The organism is Helicobacter cappadocius, from assembly GCF_030688855.1.
GTDB classification, from domain to species: Bacteria; Campylobacterota; Campylobacteria; order Campylobacterales; family Helicobacteraceae; genus Helicobacter_J; species Helicobacter_J cappadocius.
Genome location: NZ_JAUYZK010000003.1, coordinates 106,611 through 130,697, shown reverse-complemented (window position 1 = coordinate 130,697; position 24,087 = coordinate 106,611). Strand labels below are relative to the sequence as shown.

Here is a 24,087-nt window from a genome sequence, read left to right as displayed (position 1 = left end):
GGTTTTAGCGGGATATACCCATAAAACCATCATTTAGGAGCGAAGTATTTTTGATATATGGTTTTAATCTTTTTGATTTCTCATCATTGTTGGCATATCAAGATCGACTTCATTATAATAGTCTCCATTTGATACCCTAATCGCTTCCAGGGATATTTTAGGCATGGGACGAGCATGGGATTCTATGTTTGCTTGAGCATCATTAATAATCTCTTTTTCAAATCCTGTAGCAACAATGGTAACCCTAACAGAATCTAATGCTGTATCTTCGCTTGTCTGAGTTCCGAAGATGATATCAGCATCTTGATGTGCTGCTTCTTCTACAAACTGCATAGCCGCATTAATTTCAGTTGTAGGATAATTTGTGTTGACTTCGAAATTCACCAAAACACCCATTGCACCATTAATAGAAAGATTGTCAAATAATGGAGAGTTGATAGCATCTTTTATTGCTTCAGCTGCAGCATTCTCACCTTTGGCTTCACCTATCCCCATCAGAGCAAGACCCTTATGACTCATCACTGTTTTTAAATCAGCAAAATCTAGATTAATATCATTTTCTCCGTAGTTTAAAATTACCCCAGATATTCCATTTACAGCTTGAGCGAGAATATTATCAACTTCTCTGAAGCTTTCTTTGATACCGGTATTTTTGCTAATAGTTGATAATAGTTTTTCATTAGGAATAACAACAATGGCATCACTATTTTTTTTAAGTTCTTTGAGACCCTCTTCAGCAATCTTGGTGCGTTTATTTCCTTCAAATTTGAATGGTTTGGTAACGATAGAAATGGTTAATGCACCTATCTCTTTGGCAGCAGCAGCGATAATGGGTGCAGCACCTGTACCTGTTCCACCACCTAATCCAACAGATACAAAAACAATATCAGATCCCTCTAATGCTTCTTTTATATCTTCAAAACTTTCTTGAGCTGCCTGCATGCCTACTTCAGGTTGCATCCCTGCACCCAAGCCTTTGGTTAGTTTTTCGCCAAGAGTAATTTTGATTCTAGCTGGAGACTTATCTAAATGTTGCACATCTGTATTGGCGGCAATGAGTGTTATATCTTTATGAGCTCCTGTTGCTATAAGATGGGCTATCATATTTGATCCACCACCACCAACACCGATAGCAGTTATTTTAGCTCCATTTGTAGTGTGAATTTCTTGTATATCTATTTTTATATTTTCTTGTGCCATTCTTTAACCTTTCTTAAAATAACTTTGATGCCAATCGTGTGAATAAATTGGTTACAGTGTTCTTTTTGGAACTATCAATGTCCTCAATTATATCTTTTTTTTGAACTTTTTGCGTATCTTTTGTGACTTGTTCTTTTAGATTTGTCAGATCTGCTTCAATAAAGCTTCTTTGTTGATTGTATTGGGGCATTGGTTCTGAGTTGAGCTTATCTTTTTTATAGCGAATATTTTTTTCTGAATCCTTTTCATAATTAGTATGTTTTCCTGAACCATACCATATAAGACCTATTGCTGTAGAATTTGATGGATCTTTAAGATCATCAAAAAGTCCTCCAATATCAATAGGTTTTTTTATTTTTACTCGCATTCTTTGAAAAATAGCCTTTGCAATCTCTTCAATACCAGCCATATTGGTCATTCCTCCAGTGAGAACAACTCCTGCACCTAATTGATCTTTTAGACCACTGCGACTGATGGATTTTGCGAGAATGCTCAATGTTTCTACAACCCTTGAATGCATAACTTCCTGAGCCGTTTCCAGAAGAACTAGATGCTTATTGTCACCTTCTCCAATAGAAGGAACCTCAATCCTTTGAGATGATTTTTCATCTGAAATCGGAGCGAGGTTACCATAGTTTATCTTTACTGCTTCAGCTGCTGAAACATAGGTATTTAGAACGATTGCCAAATCGCTTGTTATATGATGAGAGCCAACCCCTAAGAAGTCGTTATATTTCATAGAGTTTCCATCATATATCATCAATTCGCAAGTATTTCCGCCAATATCAATACAGGCTACACCCATTTCTTTTTCATCATCATCTAAAACAGCGATTGAACTTGCATAAGAGGCCAATACGACATTTTCTATTTCAACTCCTGCTAATCGGACAGTCTTTTTTAGATTCTCCAAACTTGTGCGTTGAGCAGTCACAATGTGCACAAAAACTTCAAGTCTCGTGCCACTCATTCCCATCGGATCTTCTATAAAATCCTGATCATCAAGCTTAAATTTGTATGGGAGAACATGGATAACTTCGTATTCAGAGGGTATAGAAGCATTATAAAGAGCAGTCTCAAGAACACGTCCTATTTCTTTGATGCTTATTTCACTACCAGGAATATTAATGACACCAGAACTATTGATACTTTTAGTGTAGGCTCCTGAAATAGAAATAATTGCTTTGTTGATATTATCTACACCAGCCATTCTTTTAGCATCAACAATAGAGCTTTTGACACTTTTACTAGCTTGTTCGATATTAACAATAACACCTTTTTTAACCCCTAAAGATTTTTGTGTTCCGGTACCGATAATTTGAGGGATACCATCTCTCACTTCAGCGATGATTGAGCAGATCTTGCTCGATCCTATATCCACTCCTAGTATTGTATGGGTCAAACTCGCCTCCTAATCTTGGTATCGTTGTATGGTGTATTTTTGTCTAAGATAATCAATAAGTACTTTTTGCAGATATTGAGTTTTTAGATTTGTTGTCATTGCTACCATTGTGCTATTATCCTTGATAGGATTGTTAAAATTCTGTTCTTTTATTCTATATAAAATCGCTTTATTGTTTATTATAACAAAATTTGACTTTTTTTGGTTAATAAAAATTTCTTTAATAAGGGTGGATACTTCTTTTTCATCAAGTCCTTGTATCTTTCCTTTGAAATTTACATTTACAAATCCAATATCCTTGCCTTTAAAAGAAGAGAGCTTATTTTGTGCTTCTAGTTTTAAAAGTTCCATCTTTTTGGTTTGTGTGAAATCCAAGATAGCCTGTATTTTTGCCTGTTCAAAGGTTTTTATTTCAGGTTCTTTTTTTGAAATCAGTTTTAAAATAATATAACCATTTTTGTATTCTAGTGGTTTTAGAGTTTGCCCTGTTTTGGACTTTTGAAGTTCTTGCATAATTTCTGGAGGGTATTGATTGCTACCTTCGGTGATCGTTTTAGAAATCTCAGTGGCATTGCTTTTTTTTAGGTCGAGATATTCTTTTGTTGCAACTGAAAGAGCTTTATGTAGCTGAATATCTTTTTGGACTTTGGTCTTGATTTTTTCAAATGACTCTAATTCGCCCTTATCGTTTATATATAGACTTTTATTTTCATTATAGTAGCTTTGAGCTTCTTTTGGAGATACATTTTGCGTACTCGCATCTACGAAACGATATTGAACTTCATATTGAGATGGAGTTTTATATTTATCTTTATTTTTTTCCCAGTAAGCTTTGAGTTCAGAGTCTGTAATTTTTGGTTGGAGAGTATCTGCATCTAGGATGGACAATTCGATTTTATCTTGCAGTTTGAACGCAGAAGATACAGCATCTAATTCTAGTGGGGTGATGGTATCAGGAAACAAATTTGTCATTTTTTGCAAAAGCAACATTTCGCGGATATTTTTTTCGAAATCTACAGGTCTGTAGTTGTTTTCTTTTAAGGTTGCTTTGTAAATAGCTTCATCAAAGTGACCATTATTTTGAAATGCATCGGTTTTGGTGATTTCATCAATCACTTCAGAATCTTCAACTCGCAATCCTAAATCTAGGGCAAAGTTTCTAACCAAAGCTTGATTAATGAGTATCTGTGTGGCTAGTTGTTTTGCCATCTTATCTAACCCCATTTTCTTTGCTTCATCAGGATCTATATTTCCACCTAGCGCTTGAGCATAGGTTTGATAAGTATTATTGTAGGCTTGTTCAAATTCTTGTGAGCTGATCTTGATATTTCCAACCTTGATGACCGTATCACCAAATAAAGATGTGCTAAGGTTGAATTGTCCCCATCCTATCCCTCCAGCGACAATAAAAGCTATTGAACTGATCCATATTGTGATAACAAGATATTTTCTATGTTTTTGCATCCACTCTATCATTGTGCGAAAAATCCTTTATAGTTATAATTTCAAAAACCTAACTCTTAAAATGTGCCAATATATCTTAAATGTTTCAAAAAAATCTTTAGAAATCTTAAAAATCCTATCTAAATACCCATAATTTCATTAAGGATTATACCAAAAATCGTTAAAATTAGGCTTATGTGAGACAAATTTAAAGGGATTTTGATGAATACTAAGCAAATAATAGATTTAGACATGAAGAGTATATGGCATCCTTGCACACAGATGAAAGATCATGAGAAGCTTCCTATAGTGCCTATTAAAAGTGGCAAAGGTGTTTATTTGTATGATTTTGAAAATAGAGCATATATTGATTGTGTGAGCAGTTGGTGGGTTAATCTATTTGGTCATAGCAATGATTATATCAACTCTAAACTCAAAGAACAGATAGACACTCTTGAACATGTTATATTGGCAGGTTTTACACATGAAGGAATCGTAAAGCTTTCTGATAGATTGATAAATCTGACACCAAAAGGTTTGGACAAATGTTTTTATGCTGATAATGGTTCTTCTGCTGTGGAGGTGGCTTTGAAGATGAGCTATCATGTTCATTTGCTTGATGGAAAAAAACGATTCAAATTTCTTTCCTTGAGTAATTCCTATCACGGAGAGACTATTGGGGCATTATCTGTAGGTGCTGTGGAGCTTTATAAAAAAACATATAGTCCTATCCTCATTGAATGCGTTGTTGCTCCTGTACCCCAAAATGATGGAGATGTTGAATTTGCACTTAAGGAATTAGAAAAGATTTTGGACAAGGAAGGGGAAAACATCTCGGCTTTTATCTTAGAACCTTTGATTCAGTGTGCTGGAAATATGCACATCTATTCTAATTTTTATGTCAAAAAAGCTGTGCAAATGTGTCAAGAAAGAGGGATTTATGTGATTTTTGATGAAATTGCAGTAGGTTTTGGTCGTACAGGAACTTTGTTTGCGTATGAACAATGTGAAGTTGTACCTGATTTTCTATGTTTATCAAAGGGTATAACTGCAGGATATATGCCATTATCTGTAGTGATGATGAGTGATGATATTTATCAAAAATTTTATGCTCCTTATGAGCATCAAAAGGCATTTTTACATTCTCATAGTTATACAGGAAACGCTTTAGCTTGTGCATGTGCTAACGCCACTCTTGATATTTTTGAGAATGAAAATGTGATTGATAAAAATAAGGAATTAAGTAAATTTATTATTGCTACTATGAATAATCTAAGCGAAATCGATTTTGTCGCTAATATGCGTTATAAGGGAATGGTATTCGCGTTTGATTTAGTGGGTTTTGCTCCAAATAGAAGAGTAGGATTAGAAGTTTTTGAGGCAGGACTTAGGGTTGGAATTTTGTTAAGACCTCTAGGAAATACGATTTATTTTATGCCTCCTTATGTCATTACTCACGATCAAATAAAATATGTTTTTGATTCTCTTAAAACCATTTTAAAACAAATCAAATATTAAGTAAGAATGAAATATAATTACATAAAAATTGATCGAATGTGGCAGGAATCTAAAAAGGAAGGTTTTATGGAGACCAAAAAGAGACGTGTTTTGGTAAAATTTTCAGGTGAGGCATTAGCTGGAGAAAATGGCTTTGGTATTGATAGCTCTATTTTGGGTTATATTGCAAGTGAGATTAAGACTCTTTCTGAAAGTGGGATAGAGGTTGGGATTGTTATTGGTGGAGGTAATATTATTCGTGGCGTGAGTGCTTCTGCTGGGGGAATCATAAGAAGAACAAGCGGGGATTATATGGGTATGCTTGCCACTGTTATTAACGCTGTGGCAATGCAAGAAGCACTTGAGCATATTGGTATAGATGTACGTGTTCAGAGTGCCATTGAGATAAAAGAAATTTGTGAATCTTATATTTATCGAAAAGCCATTAGGCATCTTGAAAAGGGCAGAATTGTTATTTTTGGAGCAGGGACAGGAAATCCTTTTTTTACTACTGATACGGCCGCTACATTGCGTGCTGTTGAGATTGGTGCAGATATGATTGTGAAAGCTACTAAGGTTGATGGTGTTTTTGACAAAGATCCGCATAAATTTACAGATGCAAAAAAACTTGATGTGCTGAGCTATGATCAGGCACTCAAAGATAATATTAAAGTGATGGATGATACAGCAATTGCTCTGGCTAAGGATAATAAGCTTCCTATAGTGGTATGTAATATGTTTAAAAAAGGAAATTTGTTGGAAATCATCAAAAATGATGGTGGAATTTGTTCTGTAGTAAAATAGAGAATTTGAATATTAAAATAAAAGGATAGAAATTGAGAATAGAAGAAATTGTATCAAAAGCATTGGAAAAAACAGGAGATGATAGATATTTGCTTTCAAATTTGGTCTTTGCTAGGGTAAAACAGTTGTGTGCAGGTGCAAAACCTTTGGTGGATATGGATTTGAAACAAAACAAACTTGCAGATATTGCACTTCAAGAGATTGCTGAAGGAAAAGTAAGTATCGACAGAATTGATGAAAAAAATCCCTAGGCATATAAGCAATTGGAATTTTTTGATACCTTAAAGCAGATCAAAACTGAACAAGAGGCAATAAAGACCCTCGTTGATCTGACAAAAATCACTCCAAAAATACAAGACGCACTTGATATTGCTATCAAGTACCATGATGGCCAGAAAAGAAAGAGTGGTGAAGCTTATGTAATTCATCCGATTTGTGTTTCTTGTATAGTGGCTTTTTATGGCGGAGATGAGGCAATGATCTGTTCTGCACTTTTGCACGATGTAGTTGAAGATACCTTATGCGATATAGAATTTATTAAAAATGAATTTGGACAGGATGTTGCCGTTTTGGTCGATGCACTCACCAAGATTGTTGAAATCAAAGAAGAATTAAATCCCAATCATTCTAGCAAAAAACTCATCACCACAGCTCTATCTTTTCGAAAAATGCTTGTCGCAGCCATTAAAGATCCTAGAGCACTGGTCATAAAAATCAGTGACAGACTCCACAATATGCTCACTTTAGAACCACTGACACACGAAAAGAAAATTCGCATATCTGAAGAAACTTTAGTTGTATATGCTCCTATAGCGCATAGACTTGGCGTTTCTTCGATAAAAAACGAACTTGAAGATAGGAGTTTTTATTATATTTTTCCTCAAGAATATGAAAAAATTCAAGAATATATCAAGGAAAATAAACAACCATTATCGCTTAAACTCAATGATTTTACTGAGAAATTAACGAATATGCTTTTAAAAAATGGTCTTTCTGGATCTGATTTTCGCATAGAGAGCAGAGTTAAACGTCCTTATTCAATTTATCTCAAAATGCAAAGAAAGGGTGTGAGTATTGATGAGGTGCTTGATTTGTTGGCAGTGAGAATTATCGTGAAAGAACCTCTTGATTGCTATAAGGTATTGGGTGTTGTGCATTTAGATTTTAAGCCTATTGTTTCAAGATTTAAAGATTATATTGCTTTACCCAAAGAAAATGGCTATCAAACTATCCATACTACGATATTTGATGAATCTTCTATTTATGAGGTGCAAATTCGAACCTTTGATATGCACAAAAGTGCTCAATATGGCATTGCAGCTCATTGGAAATATAAAACTGGAGGCATAGCTCCTAGTTTAGAATGGCTCAATAATCTCCAATATCAAGACAATACGATTGAAGAGTTTTATGAACTTGCAAAAAATGATTTATATCAAGAAGACATTGTTGTTTTTTCTCCTGCTGGAGATACTTATACTTTACCTGTAGGGGCAGTAGCACTTGATTTTGCTTATGCGATTCATAGTGAGTTAGGGGATAATGCAAAAGAAGCCTATATTAATAATGCCAAAGCTTCACTCTTGCAAACTTTAAAGAGTGGAGATATTGTTCGGATTATTTCAGATGCCCAAAGTATGCCTAAATCAACATGGATTGATGCGGTTAAAACCTCTAGAGCCAAGAGTCATCTAAGAATTCAACGTCAAAATCAGATTCGAGAGGTGGAGAAAAAAAGTGCAGTCAATATTCTAGCAACAATTTTTAGTAAAGATAGAAAAATTTTTGAACGTTATATTTCTCTGAAGGGGTTAGATGTTTCTATACATAGGGCAACCAAAGACATAGGATTTTTACAAGAACTCAAAAATAAAATCAAACAAAGCTTTAATAGCCAGTCAAACTTTTTTGCCAAAATAAAGATGAATATGCTAAAAATAAAAGAGATAGAGTTAGAGAATTTTGTTATTTGGACAAATCGAAATGTAAATGAAGTTTTATTTGACTATTGTTGTCACCCAAAATATGGGGATGAAATTTTGGCTATAATATCAGGACAAAAGGCTATTGTTCATCATAAGTTGTGTGAAAAACTTAGAGATGAGATTGAGATGGGTGTCCCGATGGTTTTTGTACAATGGGCAAAAAAGATGAAAACAGCTTTTAAAATTATCGTTGCCCTTGAAGATAAAAAGGGGAGTTTGGCACATTTTTTGACGACCTTGGCAAATAATAATTGTAATGTTATGGGTATTTCCTACATGGGGTATAAAAGTCAGTTTTTAACACATTGTGAGATTTTGTTTGAAACAGATATGAAAGATGTCAAATCGTTTAGAGATTTTTTGATGAGAAAGTATAAAATGATAGAATTTTCAAGTTTAAAAGACGCATATCAAAATTAGAGGATAATAATGGATGAGCAACATAGGATAAATTTTAAAGCAGAACTCAGCGATAAAACAAAAGAGGCTATGGCCGAGATAAGTAGGGGTTGCAGTGAATTTATCGGAGCTGATTATATTGCTTCTTTGGTAGAAAGATTTAATCAAAGCTCAGAAAGGTTTATTGTAAAAGCGGGTTTTGATCCTACTGCTCCAGATCTTCATCTAGGACATACAGTTCTCATTCAAAAATTAGCTACATTCCAAAAATATGGTGGAGATGTGAAGTTTTTGATAGGAGATTTTACTGCTACCATTGGCGATCCTAGTGGAAAAAGCGAGACTAGAAAACAATTAAGCAAAGAAGAGGTGCAACAAAATGCCCTCACCTATAAAGAGCAAGTTTTTAAAATACTTGACCCAAAACACACAGAAATTTGTTTTAATTCCAAATGGATTAATGATTTAGGAGTGGGTGGGTTAGTTGATTTGACATCTAAATTTTCTGTAGCTAGAATGTTAGAGAGAGATGATTTTGAAAAACGATATAAAGAAGGCAGACCTATTAGTATCATAGAGTTTATGTATCCTCTTCTTCAAGGATATGATTCTGTTGCTTTAAAATGTGATATTGAACTTGGAGGAAATGATCAAAAATTTAATCTTCTTGTAGGTAGAACCCTCCAGAGGGCATATGGAATTAATAAAGAGCAGTCGGTCTTGACTGTGCCGTTGCTTGAAGGCTTAGATGGGGTTAATAAAATGAGCAAAAGTTTGGGAAATTATATTGGTGTTACAGAAAATCCTAACTCAATGTATGCTAAAATAATGAGTATTTCAGATGAACTGATGTGGAAATATTATGAACTTTTGAGCACGAAAACTATCAAAGAATTGCAAAGTTTAAAAAATAGCGTTATTGATGGTGTGTTTCATCCAAAAAAAGCTAAAGAAGTATTGGCTTTGGAAATCGTCCAGAGATACCATGGTTTAGAATTTGCACTCAATGCAAAAGAAGAATTTGATAAGGTATTTGCAAAAGATGAGATGCCTAGCGAAATTTTAGAAATGGAATTTGAAAAGGATATTTGGATTTGTGAGTTATTAAAATTAGCAAATCTTTCATCATCAACATCTCAAGCAAGACGTGATATTCAAGGAGGGGCAGTTAAAGTAAATAAAGATAAAATTATGGATCAAAACTATAGGCTTCAAAGTGGAGATTATATTATTCAAGTAGGTAAGAGAAAATTTATCAAAGCAGTCATTAAATAATTAAGGGAAAGGATTAATGAAAACGACACTAAAGCCTTTAAAAATTGGAAAACATACCATCAAATATCCTATATTTCAAGGAGGTATGGGAGTTGGTATTAGTTGGGATGAGTTGGCAGGAAATGTATCTAAAGAAGGCGGACTAGGTATTATAAGTGCTGTTGGAACAGGCTATTACAAAAAAATGCAATTTGTTGAAAAGATAGTTTCTTCCAAGCCTTTTGAGGCAATCAATTTTTATTCGAAGTATGCCTTAAATGAGATATTCAAAAATGCTAGAAAGATATGTGGAAACAATGCGTTAGGTGCAAATATCTTGTATGCTATTAATGAGTATGGAAGGGTTGTGCGTGATGCTTGTGAGGCTGGAGCAAATATTATTGTTACCGGAGCTGGACTTCCCACAAATATGCCTGAATTTACAAAAAATTTTCCAGAAGTTGCACTTGTGCCTATTGTCTCCTCAGTAAAAGCACTTAGAATTTTGTGCAAGAGATGGGAAGAGCGTTACCAACGTGTTCCTGATGCTATCATAGTTGAAGGTCCTCTGAGTGGAGGACATCAAGGGTTTAAATATGAGGATTGCTTTAAAGAGGAATTTCAGCTTGAAAATTTGGTTCCTCAAATCGTAAATGAAGCAAAACAATGGGGTGAAATACCTGTGATTGCAGCAGGTGGAATATGGGATAGATCTGATATTGATAAGGTAATCGCATTAGGTGCTAGTGGGGTGCAGATGGGCACTAGGTTTTTAGGGACAATAGAATGCGATGCTAAAGCTTATGCTGATATTTTGCCACATATCAAAAAAGATGATATAAAGCTTGTAAAATCACCTGTTGGATACCCTGCTAGGGCTATTAACGTAGGAGTTCTTCAAAGACTTCAAGAAGGAAATGCCCCTAGGGTAAAGTGTATTAGTAATTGTGTGTCTCCTTGTCATCGCGGAGTAGAGGCAAAAGCGGTAGGTTATTGTATAGCAGATAGTTTAGGTAAGGGACATTTGGGAGACAAGGAAGAAGGACTTTATTTTAGTGGTGCTAATGGGTATCGTATCGAAAAGATAGTAAGCGTGAAAGAACTCATACAAGAACTAACACAGGAGTAGAGGGTGTGGAGAATCCTGATTGCCATTTTGTGCTTCTTGGGATTTTCCTTTGCCTCAGAGCCTAAAATACTCCAAATTATACCATTTGGAACAAGTAGTGTCCGCATTACTTTTGATCAAGATATTTCTAAGCTGGTTATCAAGGAGCATACTCTAAAAGACTTTAGAAGTTTTTTGGATATGAAGGCGATTTTGGTTATTCCTAAGAAAGTTTATAATTTCTCTAACAAAACTCAAATTTCTATAGCACAAAATAACTCACAAATCGTTCGTATTGTTGTTAGAACAAATAAAGACAGTTCTTATCAAACAAGAATTGTTCAAAAACATTTATATATTAGCGTGATTGATAAACTTCCAGAGGTTTCTAAAAAATCATTACCTTCTCATAAAATAACTCCAAAAATACAAGCTCAGGTTTCTAAGACAACCAAAACTTCTACATCTCATTCCTCAAAATCTACAACATCAAACCCGCAGTCTTCTGAAGCTAAAAAACATCCACAAAAAAATCAAACTCCTATTTCAACCGCTAAACGCGAAAATGTTTCTCCACCATCAAATAAAACAAAAAAATATAGAATAGTTATTGATCCTGGACATGGTGGAAAGGATTGTGGAGCAATGGGTATTACGAAAGTTTGTGAAAAAAATATTGTTTTGAGCGTTGCAAAATTTTTAGAGCAGGAATTGAAAAAAAGAGGCTACATCACTTATATGACACGAAATAAAGATGTTTATATCAACCTCAAAGAGCGCACAGATTTTGCTAATGCTAAAAATGCAGATTTGTTTGTATCTATTCATGCTAACTCTGTGACAAAAAACTCTAGTAATTCTCCGCAAGGTATAGAAACTTATTTTCTCTCTACTGCAAGAAGTGAACGGGCTAGAAAGGTGGCAGAACTTGAAAACAAAGATGATGTAGATGTAATGAATTATTTTTCACGATTTTCTTTTTTAAATTCTTTGAATTCTCATCGGCTCATTGCTTCTAATAAACTTGCCATAGATATACAATTTGGAATTTTGAAAGAACTTAGGAAAAATTATCAAGGAGTGGTAGATGGAGGGGTTAGAGAAGGACCTTTTTGGGTTCTTGCAGGAGCACTTATGCCCTCTGTGTTGATTGAGATAGGATATAATTCAAACCCAATAGAAGCAAGACGTATTGATGATAAGCGTTATCAAAGATTTCTAGCGAAAGGTATAGCTGATGGCATTGAGGGGTTTTTTGCAAAAAATTATTAAGGAAAGAAATGAACAAGATTAATATGTATAAGGTTGTTTTTTCATCTATATTTTTCTTGTTGTTTGTTTTTAGCATACTCTCGCTTTTAGTCTCTCAATTTAGCAGTATTTTTTCACAATTATTCTTGATACTTACGCGTGATGAACGAGCTTATGATAGCATCATAAATTTTTTTTATTTTTGTGGAATTTTGATGTCAATTTTTTATTTGGTTGTATCCACTCTATGGGATAAAGATGTTTTATTGCAACGTCTTGTAAGTGTCATTTTTTGCATAGGATTTGTTTTTTTACTTGTTTTTCGTCTTAGTAGTGAAAAAACACTTGATTCCACTATCTTGGGATTTGTAGCTGATAGTAGTTTTGAGAGGCTTGGTTTTGGTCAGCTTGTGGCGGAAAACTTTGGTTCTATTATCCTATCTGGATTTATATATGTTTTTTTTGTGATTTTGCCTTTAGTATTTTTTGGTTTTGGTTATGGTCTTAATACTAAAAATATATTTGGAAAATATCTTGATTTTTTTTGTCCTTCTATGAATGTTTGCGTCATAGCACTTTTTGCTTCTGGGTTTCAAGCATACTATGATAAATCCAGTGCATTTTTATATATAGACTTTATGGTTTTTTGTTTGTGTTTAGTGCTTTTTTTACGAGTATTTCTGACTCATAAAGAGCTTTTTGGACATTATGAATATGCTAATATTTTGCTTATGATCTTAGGCATTTTGATATGCCTACTTTGTTCTAATACCATTTCACAAGCACAAGATTACTACAATGCTAGAAAATCATTTTATTTGTTAGTATTTTTGGGGTGGTATGGAGAGTGGATGTATAAGAGTTTATTGAGGGAATTTTATTTGAAATAAATTTTAAAATCTTGAAGGCTTTTTGATTTTTTTAAAGAGAAGTTCTCTATAAAAACGTTTAAGACCTAATCTTTCTTTTGGCCCTATTTTGTAATAGATATGTTTGAGGTACTCAAGGATATATTTTTTTGGAATAGAAGTTTTTTGTGAATATTCATTTAGAATATAGTAAGGGATTTTAGTCTTTTTTTGGTTGAAATGTTTGGATAGATTCTTATAAAAGTCACCGTGCGTGTTATAGCAAAATCTTCCAAACACAAAAGGTAAATGTTTTTTTTGATACCATCTCTCTCCCATATCTATGTGTTCCCCACCATTATATCTATATAATAAGGCTCTATCCCCGATAAGTACCTCACCTTTTAGATCCAACACCTTGCATAGGGCATTTGAGGTGGCGGATTGGTAGTCTTCTGATTGTGAGGTAGGCATTACAATTACGCTCCAAACGCTTCCTTTGGCTATAATACCAGAAGTTGTAACTTTATTTTTAAGAGAAGACTGATATCCGGCAATAGAAGAGATAAATCCCGCATCAATTCTTTTGAATAAAAAATCTTTATTTAATCTAGCGGGATAAGATTTATGCGATTGTAAAAACTTTTTAAAGCTAGAGGTTGTAGGGTATGATTTGATAAACACATCAAATGGAGCAAGATTAAGGTAGTCTATTTTTCCAAATCGCATTTACAGTCGCCTTTATTTTCAGATAGGATTAATTTTACCTAAAAATAATAATACTTGTATTAAACAAAAATATTTTCTAATGTCTATGATATTTTGGCTTCTAATTTTTTACTCAAAATAGATAGGGGGTAACATAGAAAGAAATAAATAATAAAAATTGCTCCATATACCCAAAAACTAGCATCAGGAATTTTAAGGATATTAGCTTCAATGATCTGTTGTCCCACCTTGAGCAAATCAATAACTCCTATTAGGGCAAGCAAAGAAGTAGTTTTTATCATTCGAGTGAATAGGTTGATAGAGCTTGGTAGTAGTCGCAAAAATGCTTGTGGAAAAATTACAAAAACAGCTATTTGTATCCTGTTTAGACCAATGGCTTTGGCACTTTGAGTTTGATGCAGAGCGATAGATGTCAAAGCCCCACGTGTAAGATCGCCCATTTCTGCAATGCCCCACAAGCCAAATACTAAAATACTGGCTGTTAGTGCGTTGATATGCACTCCAGAAAGAGTAGATAAACCAAAATATACTATAAATAGCCATGCTAAAATTGGTATGATGCGGATACTTTCCAAGTATAAGCGGCATAAAAAAGTTGCTAGAGTTGATTTGGAAGCCATAATAATGCCCATTACTATCCCACCTAAAATGGCTATAATGATTGAAATGATAGATACATAAAGCGTGATAAAAATACCATGTGCAAATCTCAAAATAGTATTAGGCTCAAAAAGAAACATCATATTCATCATATTTCCTTAAAGTCTTTTTCTGTAATGATGTTCTAAAAAAACAAAAAATGCAGACATTGGTAATAAAACTATCAAATAGCTTAAAACCAACATTATCAAAGCTTCATTTGTTTTATAGTACGTTCCGATAAAGTCTTTTGTCACAAACATTACATCAACCAAGGCTATAGCACTCACAACAGAGGTTTCTTTGAGTAAAAAAATAGCATTAGCTCCAAGATAGGGAATGGAAACACTTAGACTTTGAGGCAATATAACATGATAAAGCAGACTGATTTTTCCTAGCCCTAAGCTTTTTCCTGATTCAATTTGGATTTTGCTGATAGACTCTAGGCCAGAACGAAAGCTTTCTGCCATATAACTTCCTCCCAAAAAAGCTACAGAGATAATCGCACATTCATAGGCTTCAAGCTTAAATCCAATCTGTCCAAACCCATAATACAGGAAAAAAAGTTGAATCAGCATAGGGGTGTTGCGTGAAATTTCAATATAGATTTTTGAGATATTTTTGAGATATTTAACTTGATAATAGAGTGTTGTTGCGACTACAAAGCCTATTACTATGGCAATCAAAATACCCCAAAATGATATCTGCAAGGTTAGATATAAGCCTTTTGTATATGCAGGTATTGAATGTATCATAAAGTTCCAATCTAGCAATTATCATCCTTTTTTATAGAATTGTACCCTGAAAATATAGAGAAATTCATTTGGCTTACAGAGTTTTCTCAACTCTCTGAAATAACGCAATGTTTAGGTTATAATGAATAATTTGATACAATACAATAAAAATAAAAATGGATATAAATGACCCAGATGCAACATATAAGAAATTTTTCTATTATTGCCCATATTGACCATGGTAAAAGTACGTTGGCAGATAGGCTTATTCAAGAATGTGGCGGAGTGAGCGAGAGAGAGATGACAAGTCAGATTATGGATACTATGGATATTGAAAAAGAACGTGGTATTACCATAAAAGCACAGTCTGTGAGATTAAAATATATCTTAGATAAAGAAGAATATATTTTAAATCTTATTGATACTCCCGGTCATGTTGATTTTAGTTATGAAGTTTCGCGATCGCTTGGATCTTGTGAGGGGGCTTTGCTAGTGGTGGATGCTTCTCAAGGTGTAGAGGCTCAAACCATCGCTAATGTTTATATAGCATTAGAAAATAATCTTGAAATCATTCCTGTTATTAACAAAATCGATCTTCCTGCTGCTGATCCTATTGCAGTAGCTGAAGATATTGAAGAAACCATCGGAATTGATTGCACAGAAGTATTGCAGGTAAGTGCAAAAAGCGGAATAGGGATTAAAGAGCTGTTAGAGAAAATAGTGCGTCAAATTCCTCCTCCAAATGGAGATAAAGATGCTCCCACAAAAGCTTTGATTTATGATTCGTGGTTTGATAATTATTTGGGAGCTTTGGCTTTGGTGCGTCTAAAAGATGGTTCTATCAAGGTGGGTCAAGAAGTACTTGTGATGAGCACGGGCAAAAAGCACGAAGTTCTAGCTCTGTATTATCCTCATCCAGTGCATAAGATTTCTACAAAAGAAATAAGCTGTGGAGAGATTGGCATTATCTCGCTTGGTTTGAAGAATGTGACAGATATGGCAGTTGGAGATACGATTACAGATGCGAAAAATCCGGTATCTAAACCTATCGAAGGCTTCATACCAGCTAAACCATTTGTTTTTGCAGGAATATATCCTATTGATACTGATCGATTTGAAGAGTTAAGAGATGCACTCAATAAGCTCAAAATGAATGATTCTGCACTCAGTTTTGAACCAGAGACAAGTGTCGCTTTAGGCTTTGGATTTCGGGTTGGCTTTTTGGGATTGTTACATATGGAAGTTGTAAAGGAAAGATTAGAAAGAGAGTTTTCACTTGATCTTATCGCCACTGCTCCAACAGTTATTTATGAAGTTACGCTTACAGATGGAAGTAAAGTTTTTGTCCAAAATCCAAGCGAACTTCCACCAGAACAAAAAATTGCCTCTATAGAAGAACCCTATGTCAGGGCTTCTGTAATCACACCTAGCGAATATTTAGGAAATATTATTACACTTTTGAGTAATCGCAGGGGAATTCAAGAAAAGATGGAGTATCTTACACAATCACGAGTATTGCTTGTTTATGCTCTTCCTAGCAATGAAATTGTGATGGATTTTTATGATAAACTCAAATCTTGTACGAAGGGTTATGCAAGTTTTGATTATGAACCTATTGAATCTAGAGAAGGTAATTTGGTCAAGTTAGATATTAGAGTGGCAGGTGAGGTTGTGGATGCACTCAGTGTGATTGTCGATAAGGATAAATCTTATGAGAAAGGTAAAGCACTAGTAGAATCAATGAAAGAAATCATTCCAAGACAGCTTTTTGAAGTCGCTATTCAAGCAAGTATTGGCAATAAGGTTATCGCTAGAGAAACCGTGAAGTCAATGGGAAAAAATGTTACTGCCAAATGCTATGGAGGTGATATTACTAGAAAGCGAAAACTCTTAGAAAAACAAAAGGAAGGCAAAAAGAGAATGAAAGCTATTGGTAAAGTTGAGCTTCCACAAGAAGCTTTTTTAGCAGTGCTGAAGATAGATTGAATTTTTTATCTCTCTTTGTGTTAGATTACAAAAGAGATAGGGTGTTCTTATTCTGATTGTAGATTATAAGATTGCTCAATGATTTGCATTATTTTATCAATGTCGCTTATTTTTCAAAAAATAATTCGACATTACGATTTCCCCAATGCCCGTTATTGATAATGTCTCTGCAAATTTTGTATGGATCATTTATTTCTTCAAAATTCATATTTACGCAGACGCAAAGCCTCTATTTTTGTATGATGATATCTGTAAAATTGGTGTCTAGTTTATAGGCAATTCAGGGTAGCTCCATATCTTACTAGCTATTTTTGCCAATTCTTTTGCTCTATTTTGTATAGTTTCTTCATTCCATTTATTTTGTTTTCGGATAAAGTTATTAATCTTCAGACCGCTTTCTATAAAGCCACCTTTTGTATTGAGCTTTTCTTGAAATGACTTATCGCTCATTTCAGAATTGTAGGCAGTAAGAGTTAGATTTCCGATTGTATGTAAGTACTTTTTTTGAATTTCTTTCCAATTTTGTCCAAGAGCTTCTTTCCAGTGATTATTTATTTTTTCGTTTTGGGGCATAATGTGTTCAATGGTATAGTTTTCAGTAATAATAGGCTCTTTGTTATTAAAATTTTCAAGATGACTGAGGATAAAATTACGCGTTCGCATATTATAGATATCTTTCCATAACCGTTTGCATTGCTCCCTTTCCCAGCTGTAATATCTTTGATATACTGGGATAATAAATTGCATATTTCCATTGAGTATTTTATAAAAATTGCCTTTATTTGCTTCCATTTTTTATTTCCTAATGATTTTTATTGATTATATATTTTTATGTTCAAAATAAATAGAATTGTAATATTTGAAACTTTTTGGAAGAAAATTCCCCCTAATAAACAAGAGGGGAATTTTAAAAATTTAAAAATTCAATAAAAATTAAAATTTATACCTCATACCTACAGAACCATTGTAATATTGTTCATTGGAGGCAATTTTAGCACCCAAAGATCCGAATGCAAAGAAGCTTTTATTTATTTTGAGCTCTCCTCCTGCCATGGCTGTATAGTAAATTTTATTGGGTTGTTCCACTGGAGAAATAATCTCTATACCTCCTAATTTGTGAGTGATAGTTTTTTGACTATTGTAAGCTAGGTAATCGATTCCTGGAATTACATAAAAATACCCACCATTTTTAAAATATTTACGAAACTCTATTGCGACATTTGTATCGAATGTGAAGTGTCCTTGTCTTATTTGTTCAAATCTTAGACCTTTTTCTTCATAATTTCCCTGTATATTGTAAGTTCCACTTATTCCTATTAAGGGCTTGATATAAAAATTACTATCTTCTTTTGCATCAAAAGCATATCCGTAGCTAAGCGATACATTGGTGGATTGATTGATATAATCTGAGTTTTGTGTAGAAGTAATACTTGCTATTTGCATTATTCGATTTTGATTTACAAAGCCAATATTATGGGAGATATTTACATCAAATTCGTGTTGATTTCTAAAATATCTAGAATATACACCAATTTGTGCATTATGAGATTTTGCAGTTATATTGCCTTGATTATTGCTTTTGGCATAAGCATAAGTTCCAAAAAATCCCAAAATCAACGACTCTTCTAATATCATATCATAGCCTATAGAGCCTCCATAAATGATAGAATTTCCATTAGCTTGTGCATATCCTCCGATTGCTGATGCCCATATATCCATAGTTTGATCTTCTTCTTTGCTAAAAGCCTCCTGGAGTGCATCAAAAGTATCCATTTGGATGTTTTCATCTAGCACATATCTTTCTTTGGATAGTTTTAAAATAGCTCTAGCAATGGGATTATTAGTGCTGAAAGGATTGCTCTGTAAGGCTAGTCTATTTTGAGTAAGGGTAGAAGAAATGAGATTGACGGTTTTAGAGATAGAATTATTTTTTGTTTGAGTGGAGAGATCGTCTATATTTTCTTCTATTGCATCAACCATATGTTGAAGAGTTGCTTCATCTTTAATATGGGCGATGAGTGAAGTAGCGATTTCATCAGATAGATTTTTAATGCCATTTAAAATATCCATTTTACGTTTCATATTGGAATTTTGGTTTTGAGCTACTAAGAGATTATTTATAAACTCTTCTTTTTTGTTGCGGATTGACTCTATAGTATTGGTAATTTCCTCTAGTTTGGCGACAGTTTCTTTTCCTAGTTCAGATAGTTTTTTTTGTAATTCTTCATTTAAAAGAGTCCCACCAGATTTGATGCCTTTTTGATAATCTCCATTTAGAGCTATATTCGCATCTAGAAGAAGTTTTGCATATTCTTTTAATCTTTCTGACGTGATATTATCGGGATTGTCATTTTCATTTTTAGGTGCAGAAAGTATCTCTGCATAGCTCTTTAAAGTACTCTCATCTGCATTGAGTATATCTTCAGGAGTGAATTTTTTGTTAGCTTGAGCACGTTTAGCCTTATTGAGATCAAACTCTAGTTTATTAATAGCTTTGTATTCTGCTAATGCTTCTATTTTGTCATAAGCATCATACCATTCATCGGAATATTTTTCTGCATCATTTTGTTGTTGTAGTAATTTTTGATATTCCGTATTGCTTTGAAGCTCTTTTTGTTTGTTATTTAGCTGTTCTTGTAAGTTTTTGATTTCAGGGGTAGGTGCATTTTTTATTTGCCCAATAATCGCATCAAAATCATTTTGAGCTGCTTTTTTATTGTTGGCTAATTCTGCTTGTTTGGCTACTTTTTCTTCTCTATAATTGCTACGTTTTTCTCTAAAATCTTTAACTAGTTCTTCAAATCTTTTGTATTTTTTATCGATAAAAGAGGTATATTGTTCTGTTATTTGTTTGAGTTCTTCTTGATTTTTTTCTAAGGATGGGATTATTTTTTCTATATTTATTTGTGTTTGAGCATTCAAAAACTCTTCAAAAGTGGAATATTTTTTAGTTTCTTGTGTATCATAATCCTTTCTCAAAATATCTATTTGTTTATCTGTTGCAAAAAATTTCAATCCTTCTATTGTATCTCTCATTGCATTATCCAATGCGTTAATATAGGAATTAGAAGCATTGAATATTTTTTCTAAAAGAACTGGATTGTAGCTAGAAGAGGCTTCATATTTATTTTTGATTTCTTCTAGTTTTGTGATTTTTTCTTTTTGAGTATTTTTTTCTGGAAGTGCATCTTTTATATCTTCTAATGTGTATTTTGCATCTCTTATTCTATTTTCCAATGTTTGGTAGGCTTTAATATCTGGGTGAGAGTTGTATTTTTTTCTAATAGGCACTTGATCTTTAAATGGAACACCTTTTAGTTCTTCTGCTTTTTGTGCGTTAGCTAGATCGTAAGCTGGTTTTAGTTTTTTTAATTCTTGTTCTTGGATATCAATATCTTTTTGAATACTTTGAAGTTTTTCATTCATAAATTCTGCTTCTGCTATGATTTTGTATTCTTGTAATTTTTGTTCATTAATGCTTTGTTGTTCTAAAAGTTTTTGCAAAGCTATTTTTTTGTCCATAGTATTTTTTTTGTTTTCTTGAAACTTTTTTTGCTCCACCGCTTGATTTGAAGCTTCTTTAATAAGCTCTTGTACGCTTTTTGTTTTAGCCACTTGTGAAGGTTTTAATATTACATAAAACTCTTTATTATCGTTTGAAAATGCAGTATCAAAGACAAGATTAGAACCTATATATGACTCTGAAACATTAATAAGTGAGCCATTTTGATTGGTGGCATTAAACAGGTGAATGATATTATTTGTTCCAGTGTTATTGGGTGATTTTGAATCTAAATCTTTTTTAGAAAATGTTTCAGTGATTCCTCCAGCACTTTTGAGTATAAGGTAGGCTTTGTTTCCAACTACGGGTTTATTTGGATTTGTGATGATGGCGATTTGAGTATTTTCTTTTAGTTCGCTTGTGCCGTTGACATTGATATAGCCAAAATCTTTAGTGTCTATAGCTCCAGATAGTAGCCAACCATTATTTGTAAAGTTTCCATTGATATTTAAAACACCACCATCTATAAGAAGTATGTTTCCATATAGCCCATTTTCCACATTTCCTATGATATTAAATGTTGCATAATCAGATACGAATATACGACCTTCTTTCCAGTTGAGTTGCTCTGTGAAGGGCTTTGAATTAATGCTATTAGATATATTATTGAGAGCGTCTATTATAGAGGCACTATGATGTTGTATGTAGTCTGGGTTTTGAGTAAAAACCCCATTTTCAAAACTATTTGCAGAGAGGTTGATTTTAGCATTGCTTGCAGCACCACTTATGTAAAGCCATCCTGAATTATTAAATCCAGTTGAGGTGAGGTTTAGATTTATATTTTGAGAAATGATAGCAGTATCATCTTTTGGATTATCCATAGAGCTTATATCATTGTAAAATTCATATGCAAAGCTGTCTTCATCGGTTTCATTACCGACATAATATCTAGTTTTGGGATAAGTGATAGAGTTTTGCATTTTGGAGTTGAAGTTAATTTTTCCTTTTATATTTGCATTTAAGCTCGATCCATTCCCCATGTAAATCAATCCTGAAATATTTAAATCTCCATTTTGCTCCATAGAGGCTTCTAGACTTCCTGATTGGAGATACTGGTTTTTAAGATCTGTTTGCAATGGAGCAATGCTTGTATCCCCAATACCAATACGCAACCCATTGATTTCTCCATCACCTGCTTGAGTTGCTATAAGTTTAAGATGCGAATATGGTCCTATTGAGTTTTGTCTGATGCGACCACCTTCGTTTTGATCAAGCGCAAGATTAATTTTTCGATCTTTTATTGTGAGATTGCTACTAGGAACACTCCCATCTTCAGAGGGTAGGGTATAGTAAAATATCAAGGTATCAATATTTGAGAGCTCAGGAGATTTTTTATTGTTTATCAATAAATGTTCTACATTTTCACCAATTTTTTTGCTATAACCATTTCCTGAATTTAGAAGTTTTGAACAAGAAATCCCACTATATCTTCCAGAACACAAGTCATTTTCACTCGCTTGTGTTGTAATAGCTATACCACCTAATAAAAAAATGCTTAAGGCTTTGTTCATAGTATATCCTTTTGTAATATTTTTGATTTCAGCTATATGGCTGAATATTTTTGAAAATCAAATTAGAGTTTTATTTATCCATTAGTAAATCTCCCTAATTCATTTCCAAAAATAAATTGCTTGAATGTCTTGAGGAATTCATCGATATTCTCGACAACCGCAGCATTTTTTTCTCCAGCACATTTTTGCCATCGTTTGAGGGTATTTTTTGATTCGTTTTTTAGAGAAATATTGATGAAAAATAAATCTACATTTACACCTCTTGATTTATATTCATTGCGGATTTTCTCGCACATTCCCATAGAAAAGAGCTTGTTTTCCATATATAAAAGATCTGTTTCACTGCTAATAGAGCTTCCTACATTTTCCAAATCAACTCCATCAGTAATAATCACTAAAATACGACGTTTGTTTTTGCCTTGAGAAAGAAGAGCTGCCCCTCTTAAAATTGCTGTAGAGACAAGCGTTAGACCTCCACCTAAGTTATCTGAATCAAAAGGTTTTAAATTTAAAATATCTAATATTTTTGGATTATCTATTCGCTTAAAATCTTGTTCATAAAATTTCATATCTAATTTTCTCATCGACTCTTTGGATATATTTTTTTTATCTCCATAATAATCGTAAGCGACACCATTGATTCTAGCTTCTGGTATAAAGCTATTAAAATCTTGGAATCCATAGAAGCGAAAACTAAAAATTTTATTAGGATCAAACATGTTTTTTAAAGTTTCTTCGTAATCAATAATTTTAGGGAGATTGTTTTCTATATGTGTATGAATAAGATTTTCTTTTGGTCTTGTGAGACGTTTGAAAAGTGCCATAGCATTAGATCGTTCTTCATGTGTGGAGTATGGTGGGGTATCAAAAGTGAGGCGATGATTATCAATGACAGCAGATCCAATAGGCATCACCCCTGACCAAAAATCATAATCAGATAAGCGATATTCTGGCTTAAAGGTAACTTGAAGGGCATAATAAGAAGCCTCTTGACTTTGTTCTGTATTTTTGCCACCCATATTGAGATTATAAGTAAAAGGTTTTTTGATTTGAGAACCTGCATAAAATGGCAAAAAAGCGAATTTAGATGAATGATTGGGGGTTGCATTGATGGTTTGGATGATTTTTTGGATTACTATTTGCATCACTTCAGCACGATTAGCACCAACTTTAAGTTTATTACAAATGATTTCATCATAATCAGGACTGTCTGGTTTGCAAAATCCTATTTTAGAGGTTTTGGTAAAAAAACTTTCTTTCATTGAGCTAGAAAAATCCATTGCGAACACATAATCTACATTTGGATCAACTCCATTGGTTGGTTCTATGGAAACTTTTGCACTAAGTGTGGTACTTGCTTCTTTGGTCAGATTTATTTTAAACCATCTATTTAGAGACATTTGTGCATAGGAGTTGATAATCTCTGCTGTATCTATCTCTTCTTTTGATTTTTTTGTACTTTGAGTCTTAGTGTTAGAAATATTTGAAAAATTCATATTTTTGTTATTGAAATAAACTTTGAGATAAGATTCTATAAATTTACGCTTCTCCCCCTCTGAAGATAAAGTATTTGCACCTAATGCAGCTTCCCTTAGAGCATCTTGAAGACGAGCTTGTTTTAAAAGAAGATTGCCTCCATCAAAACTAAGTGCCAAAAGAGCTACAATTAGCGGTGCGATGATTGCCAATATCAATGCGATTGCCCCATTTTTATCAGCTAAAAATCTTTTCATTT

The 24,087-nt window shown here is 33.5% G+C and carries 18 protein-coding genes; 9 read left to right on the top strand and 9 right to left on the bottom strand.

What is annotated here, in order from left to right:
• Window positions 1-63: 63 nt before the first annotated feature.
• From ftsZ to Q5I06_RS03105, 3 genes are read right to left on the bottom strand one after another with little or no spacing between them, the layout of a single operon-like run.
• Window positions 64-1,200 carry a cell division protein FtsZ gene (gene ftsZ, locus Q5I06_RS03115; protein ID WP_305516945.1) on the bottom strand — a complete coding sequence of 379 codons (1,137 nt, stop codon included), beginning with the start codon at window positions 1,198-1,200 and terminating at the stop codon, window positions 64-66.
• Between the two features lie 13 nt (window positions 1,201-1,213).
• On the bottom strand, window positions 1,214-2,602 hold the full coding sequence (gene ftsA / locus Q5I06_RS03110) for a cell division protein FtsA (protein WP_305516946.1): 1,389 nt from the start codon (window positions 2,600-2,602) through the stop codon (window positions 1,214-1,216).
• 9 nt (window positions 2,603-2,611) lie between these two features.
• Window positions 2,612-4,078 (bottom strand): peptidylprolyl isomerase, encoded by a 1,467-nt coding sequence (locus tag Q5I06_RS03105; protein WP_305516947.1) that lies wholly within the window; start codon window positions 4,076-4,078, stop codon window positions 2,612-2,614.
• 189 nt (window positions 4,079-4,267) lie between these two features.
• Between Q5I06_RS03105 and Q5I06_RS03100 the strand changes: the two genes are divergently transcribed.
• The 8 genes from Q5I06_RS03100 to Q5I06_RS03065 all read left to right on the top strand — a co-directional run bounded on the left by Q5I06_RS03100 (window position 4,268) and on the right by Q5I06_RS03065 (window position 13,233).
• Complete coding sequence (locus Q5I06_RS03100; protein ID WP_305516948.1) at window positions 4,268-5,563, top strand: adenosylmethionine--8-amino-7-oxononanoate transaminase; 1,296 nt, start codon at window positions 4,268-4,270, stop codon at window positions 5,561-5,563.
• Between the two features lie 66 nt (window positions 5,564-5,629).
• Window positions 5,630-6,346 carry a UMP kinase gene (gene pyrH / locus Q5I06_RS03095; protein WP_305516949.1) on the top strand — a complete coding sequence of 239 codons (717 nt, stop codon included), beginning with the start codon at window positions 5,630-5,632 and terminating at the stop codon, window positions 6,344-6,346.
• A gap of 32 nt (window positions 6,347-6,378) precedes the next feature.
• A complete protein-coding gene (locus Q5I06_RS03090) occupies window positions 6,379-6,597 on the top strand; it encodes a DNA-directed RNA polymerase subunit omega (protein ID WP_305516950.1) in 219 nt (72 codons plus the stop codon).
• Between the two features lie 12 nt (window positions 6,598-6,609).
• Window positions 6,610-8,751, top strand: a complete 2,142-nt coding sequence (locus Q5I06_RS03085) for a RelA/SpoT family protein (protein WP_305516951.1) — start codon at window positions 6,610-6,612, stop codon at window positions 8,749-8,751.
• A gap of 9 nt (window positions 8,752-8,760) precedes the next feature.
• Complete coding sequence (gene tyrS, locus Q5I06_RS03080; protein WP_305516952.1) at window positions 8,761-10,005, top strand: tyrosine--tRNA ligase; 1,245 nt, start codon at window positions 8,761-8,763, stop codon at window positions 10,003-10,005.
• A 16-nt stretch (window positions 10,006-10,021) separates the two neighbouring features.
• Entirely contained in the window at window positions 10,022-11,113 is a 1,092-nt protein-coding gene (locus Q5I06_RS03075; protein ID WP_305516953.1) for a nitronate monooxygenase, read from the top strand.
• Between the two features lie 3 nt (window positions 11,114-11,116).
• Window positions 11,117-12,364, top strand: a complete 1,248-nt coding sequence (locus tag Q5I06_RS03070) for an N-acetylmuramoyl-L-alanine amidase family protein (RefSeq protein ID WP_305516954.1) — start codon at window positions 11,117-11,119, stop codon at window positions 12,362-12,364.
• Window positions 12,365-12,372: 8 nt separating this feature from the next.
• The gene (locus tag Q5I06_RS03065; RefSeq protein WP_305517018.1) at window positions 12,373-13,233 is read left to right on the top strand and encodes a hypothetical protein; all 861 of its coding nucleotides are present in this window, start codon (window positions 12,373-12,375) and stop codon (window positions 13,231-13,233) included.
• 3 nt (window positions 13,234-13,236) lie between these two features.
• On the opposite strand, the gene Q5I06_RS03060 is transcribed toward Q5I06_RS03065, so the two are convergent.
• The 3 genes from Q5I06_RS03060 to Q5I06_RS03050 form a co-directional block, all read right to left on the bottom strand.
• Window positions 13,237-13,920 (bottom strand): MqnA/MqnD/SBP family protein, encoded by a 684-nt coding sequence (locus Q5I06_RS03060; protein WP_305516955.1) that lies wholly within the window; start codon window positions 13,918-13,920, stop codon window positions 13,237-13,239.
• Window positions 13,921-14,003: 83 nt separating this feature from the next.
• A complete protein-coding gene (locus Q5I06_RS03055) occupies window positions 14,004-14,663 on the bottom strand; it encodes an ABC transporter permease subunit (protein WP_370690925.1) in 660 nt (219 codons plus the stop codon).
• Window positions 14,664-14,678: 15 nt separating this feature from the next.
• The gene (locus Q5I06_RS03050; protein ID WP_305517014.1) at window positions 14,679-15,314 is read right to left on the bottom strand and encodes an amino acid ABC transporter permease; all 636 of its coding nucleotides are present in this window, start codon (window positions 15,312-15,314) and stop codon (window positions 14,679-14,681) included.
• A gap of 165 nt (window positions 15,315-15,479) precedes the next feature.
• On the opposite strand from Q5I06_RS03050, the gene lepA reads away from it, so the two are divergent.
• On the top strand, window positions 15,480-17,279 hold the full coding sequence (gene lepA, locus Q5I06_RS03045; protein WP_370690923.1) for a translation elongation factor 4: 1,800 nt from the start codon (window positions 15,480-15,482) through the stop codon (window positions 17,277-17,279).
• A gap of 264 nt (window positions 17,280-17,543) precedes the next feature.
• Here the strand turns inward: lepA and Q5I06_RS03040 are convergent, their stop codons facing one another.
• The 3 genes from Q5I06_RS03040 to Q5I06_RS03030 all read right to left on the bottom strand — a co-directional run bounded on the left by Q5I06_RS03040 (window position 17,544) and on the right by Q5I06_RS03030 (window position 24,085).
• Window positions 17,544-18,071 (bottom strand): HNH endonuclease family protein, encoded by a 528-nt coding sequence (locus Q5I06_RS03040; RefSeq protein WP_305516957.1) that lies wholly within the window; start codon window positions 18,069-18,071, stop codon window positions 17,544-17,546.
• A gap of 141 nt (window positions 18,072-18,212) precedes the next feature.
• Window positions 18,213-22,352 (bottom strand): autotransporter domain-containing protein, encoded by a 4,140-nt coding sequence (locus Q5I06_RS03035; protein ID WP_305516958.1) that lies wholly within the window; start codon window positions 22,350-22,352, stop codon window positions 18,213-18,215.
• Between the two features lie 74 nt (window positions 22,353-22,426).
• The gene (locus tag Q5I06_RS03030; RefSeq protein WP_305516959.1) at window positions 22,427-24,085 is read right to left on the bottom strand and encodes a vWA domain-containing protein; all 1,659 of its coding nucleotides are present in this window, start codon (window positions 24,083-24,085) and stop codon (window positions 22,427-22,429) included.
• Window positions 24,086-24,087 lie beyond the last annotated feature (2 nt).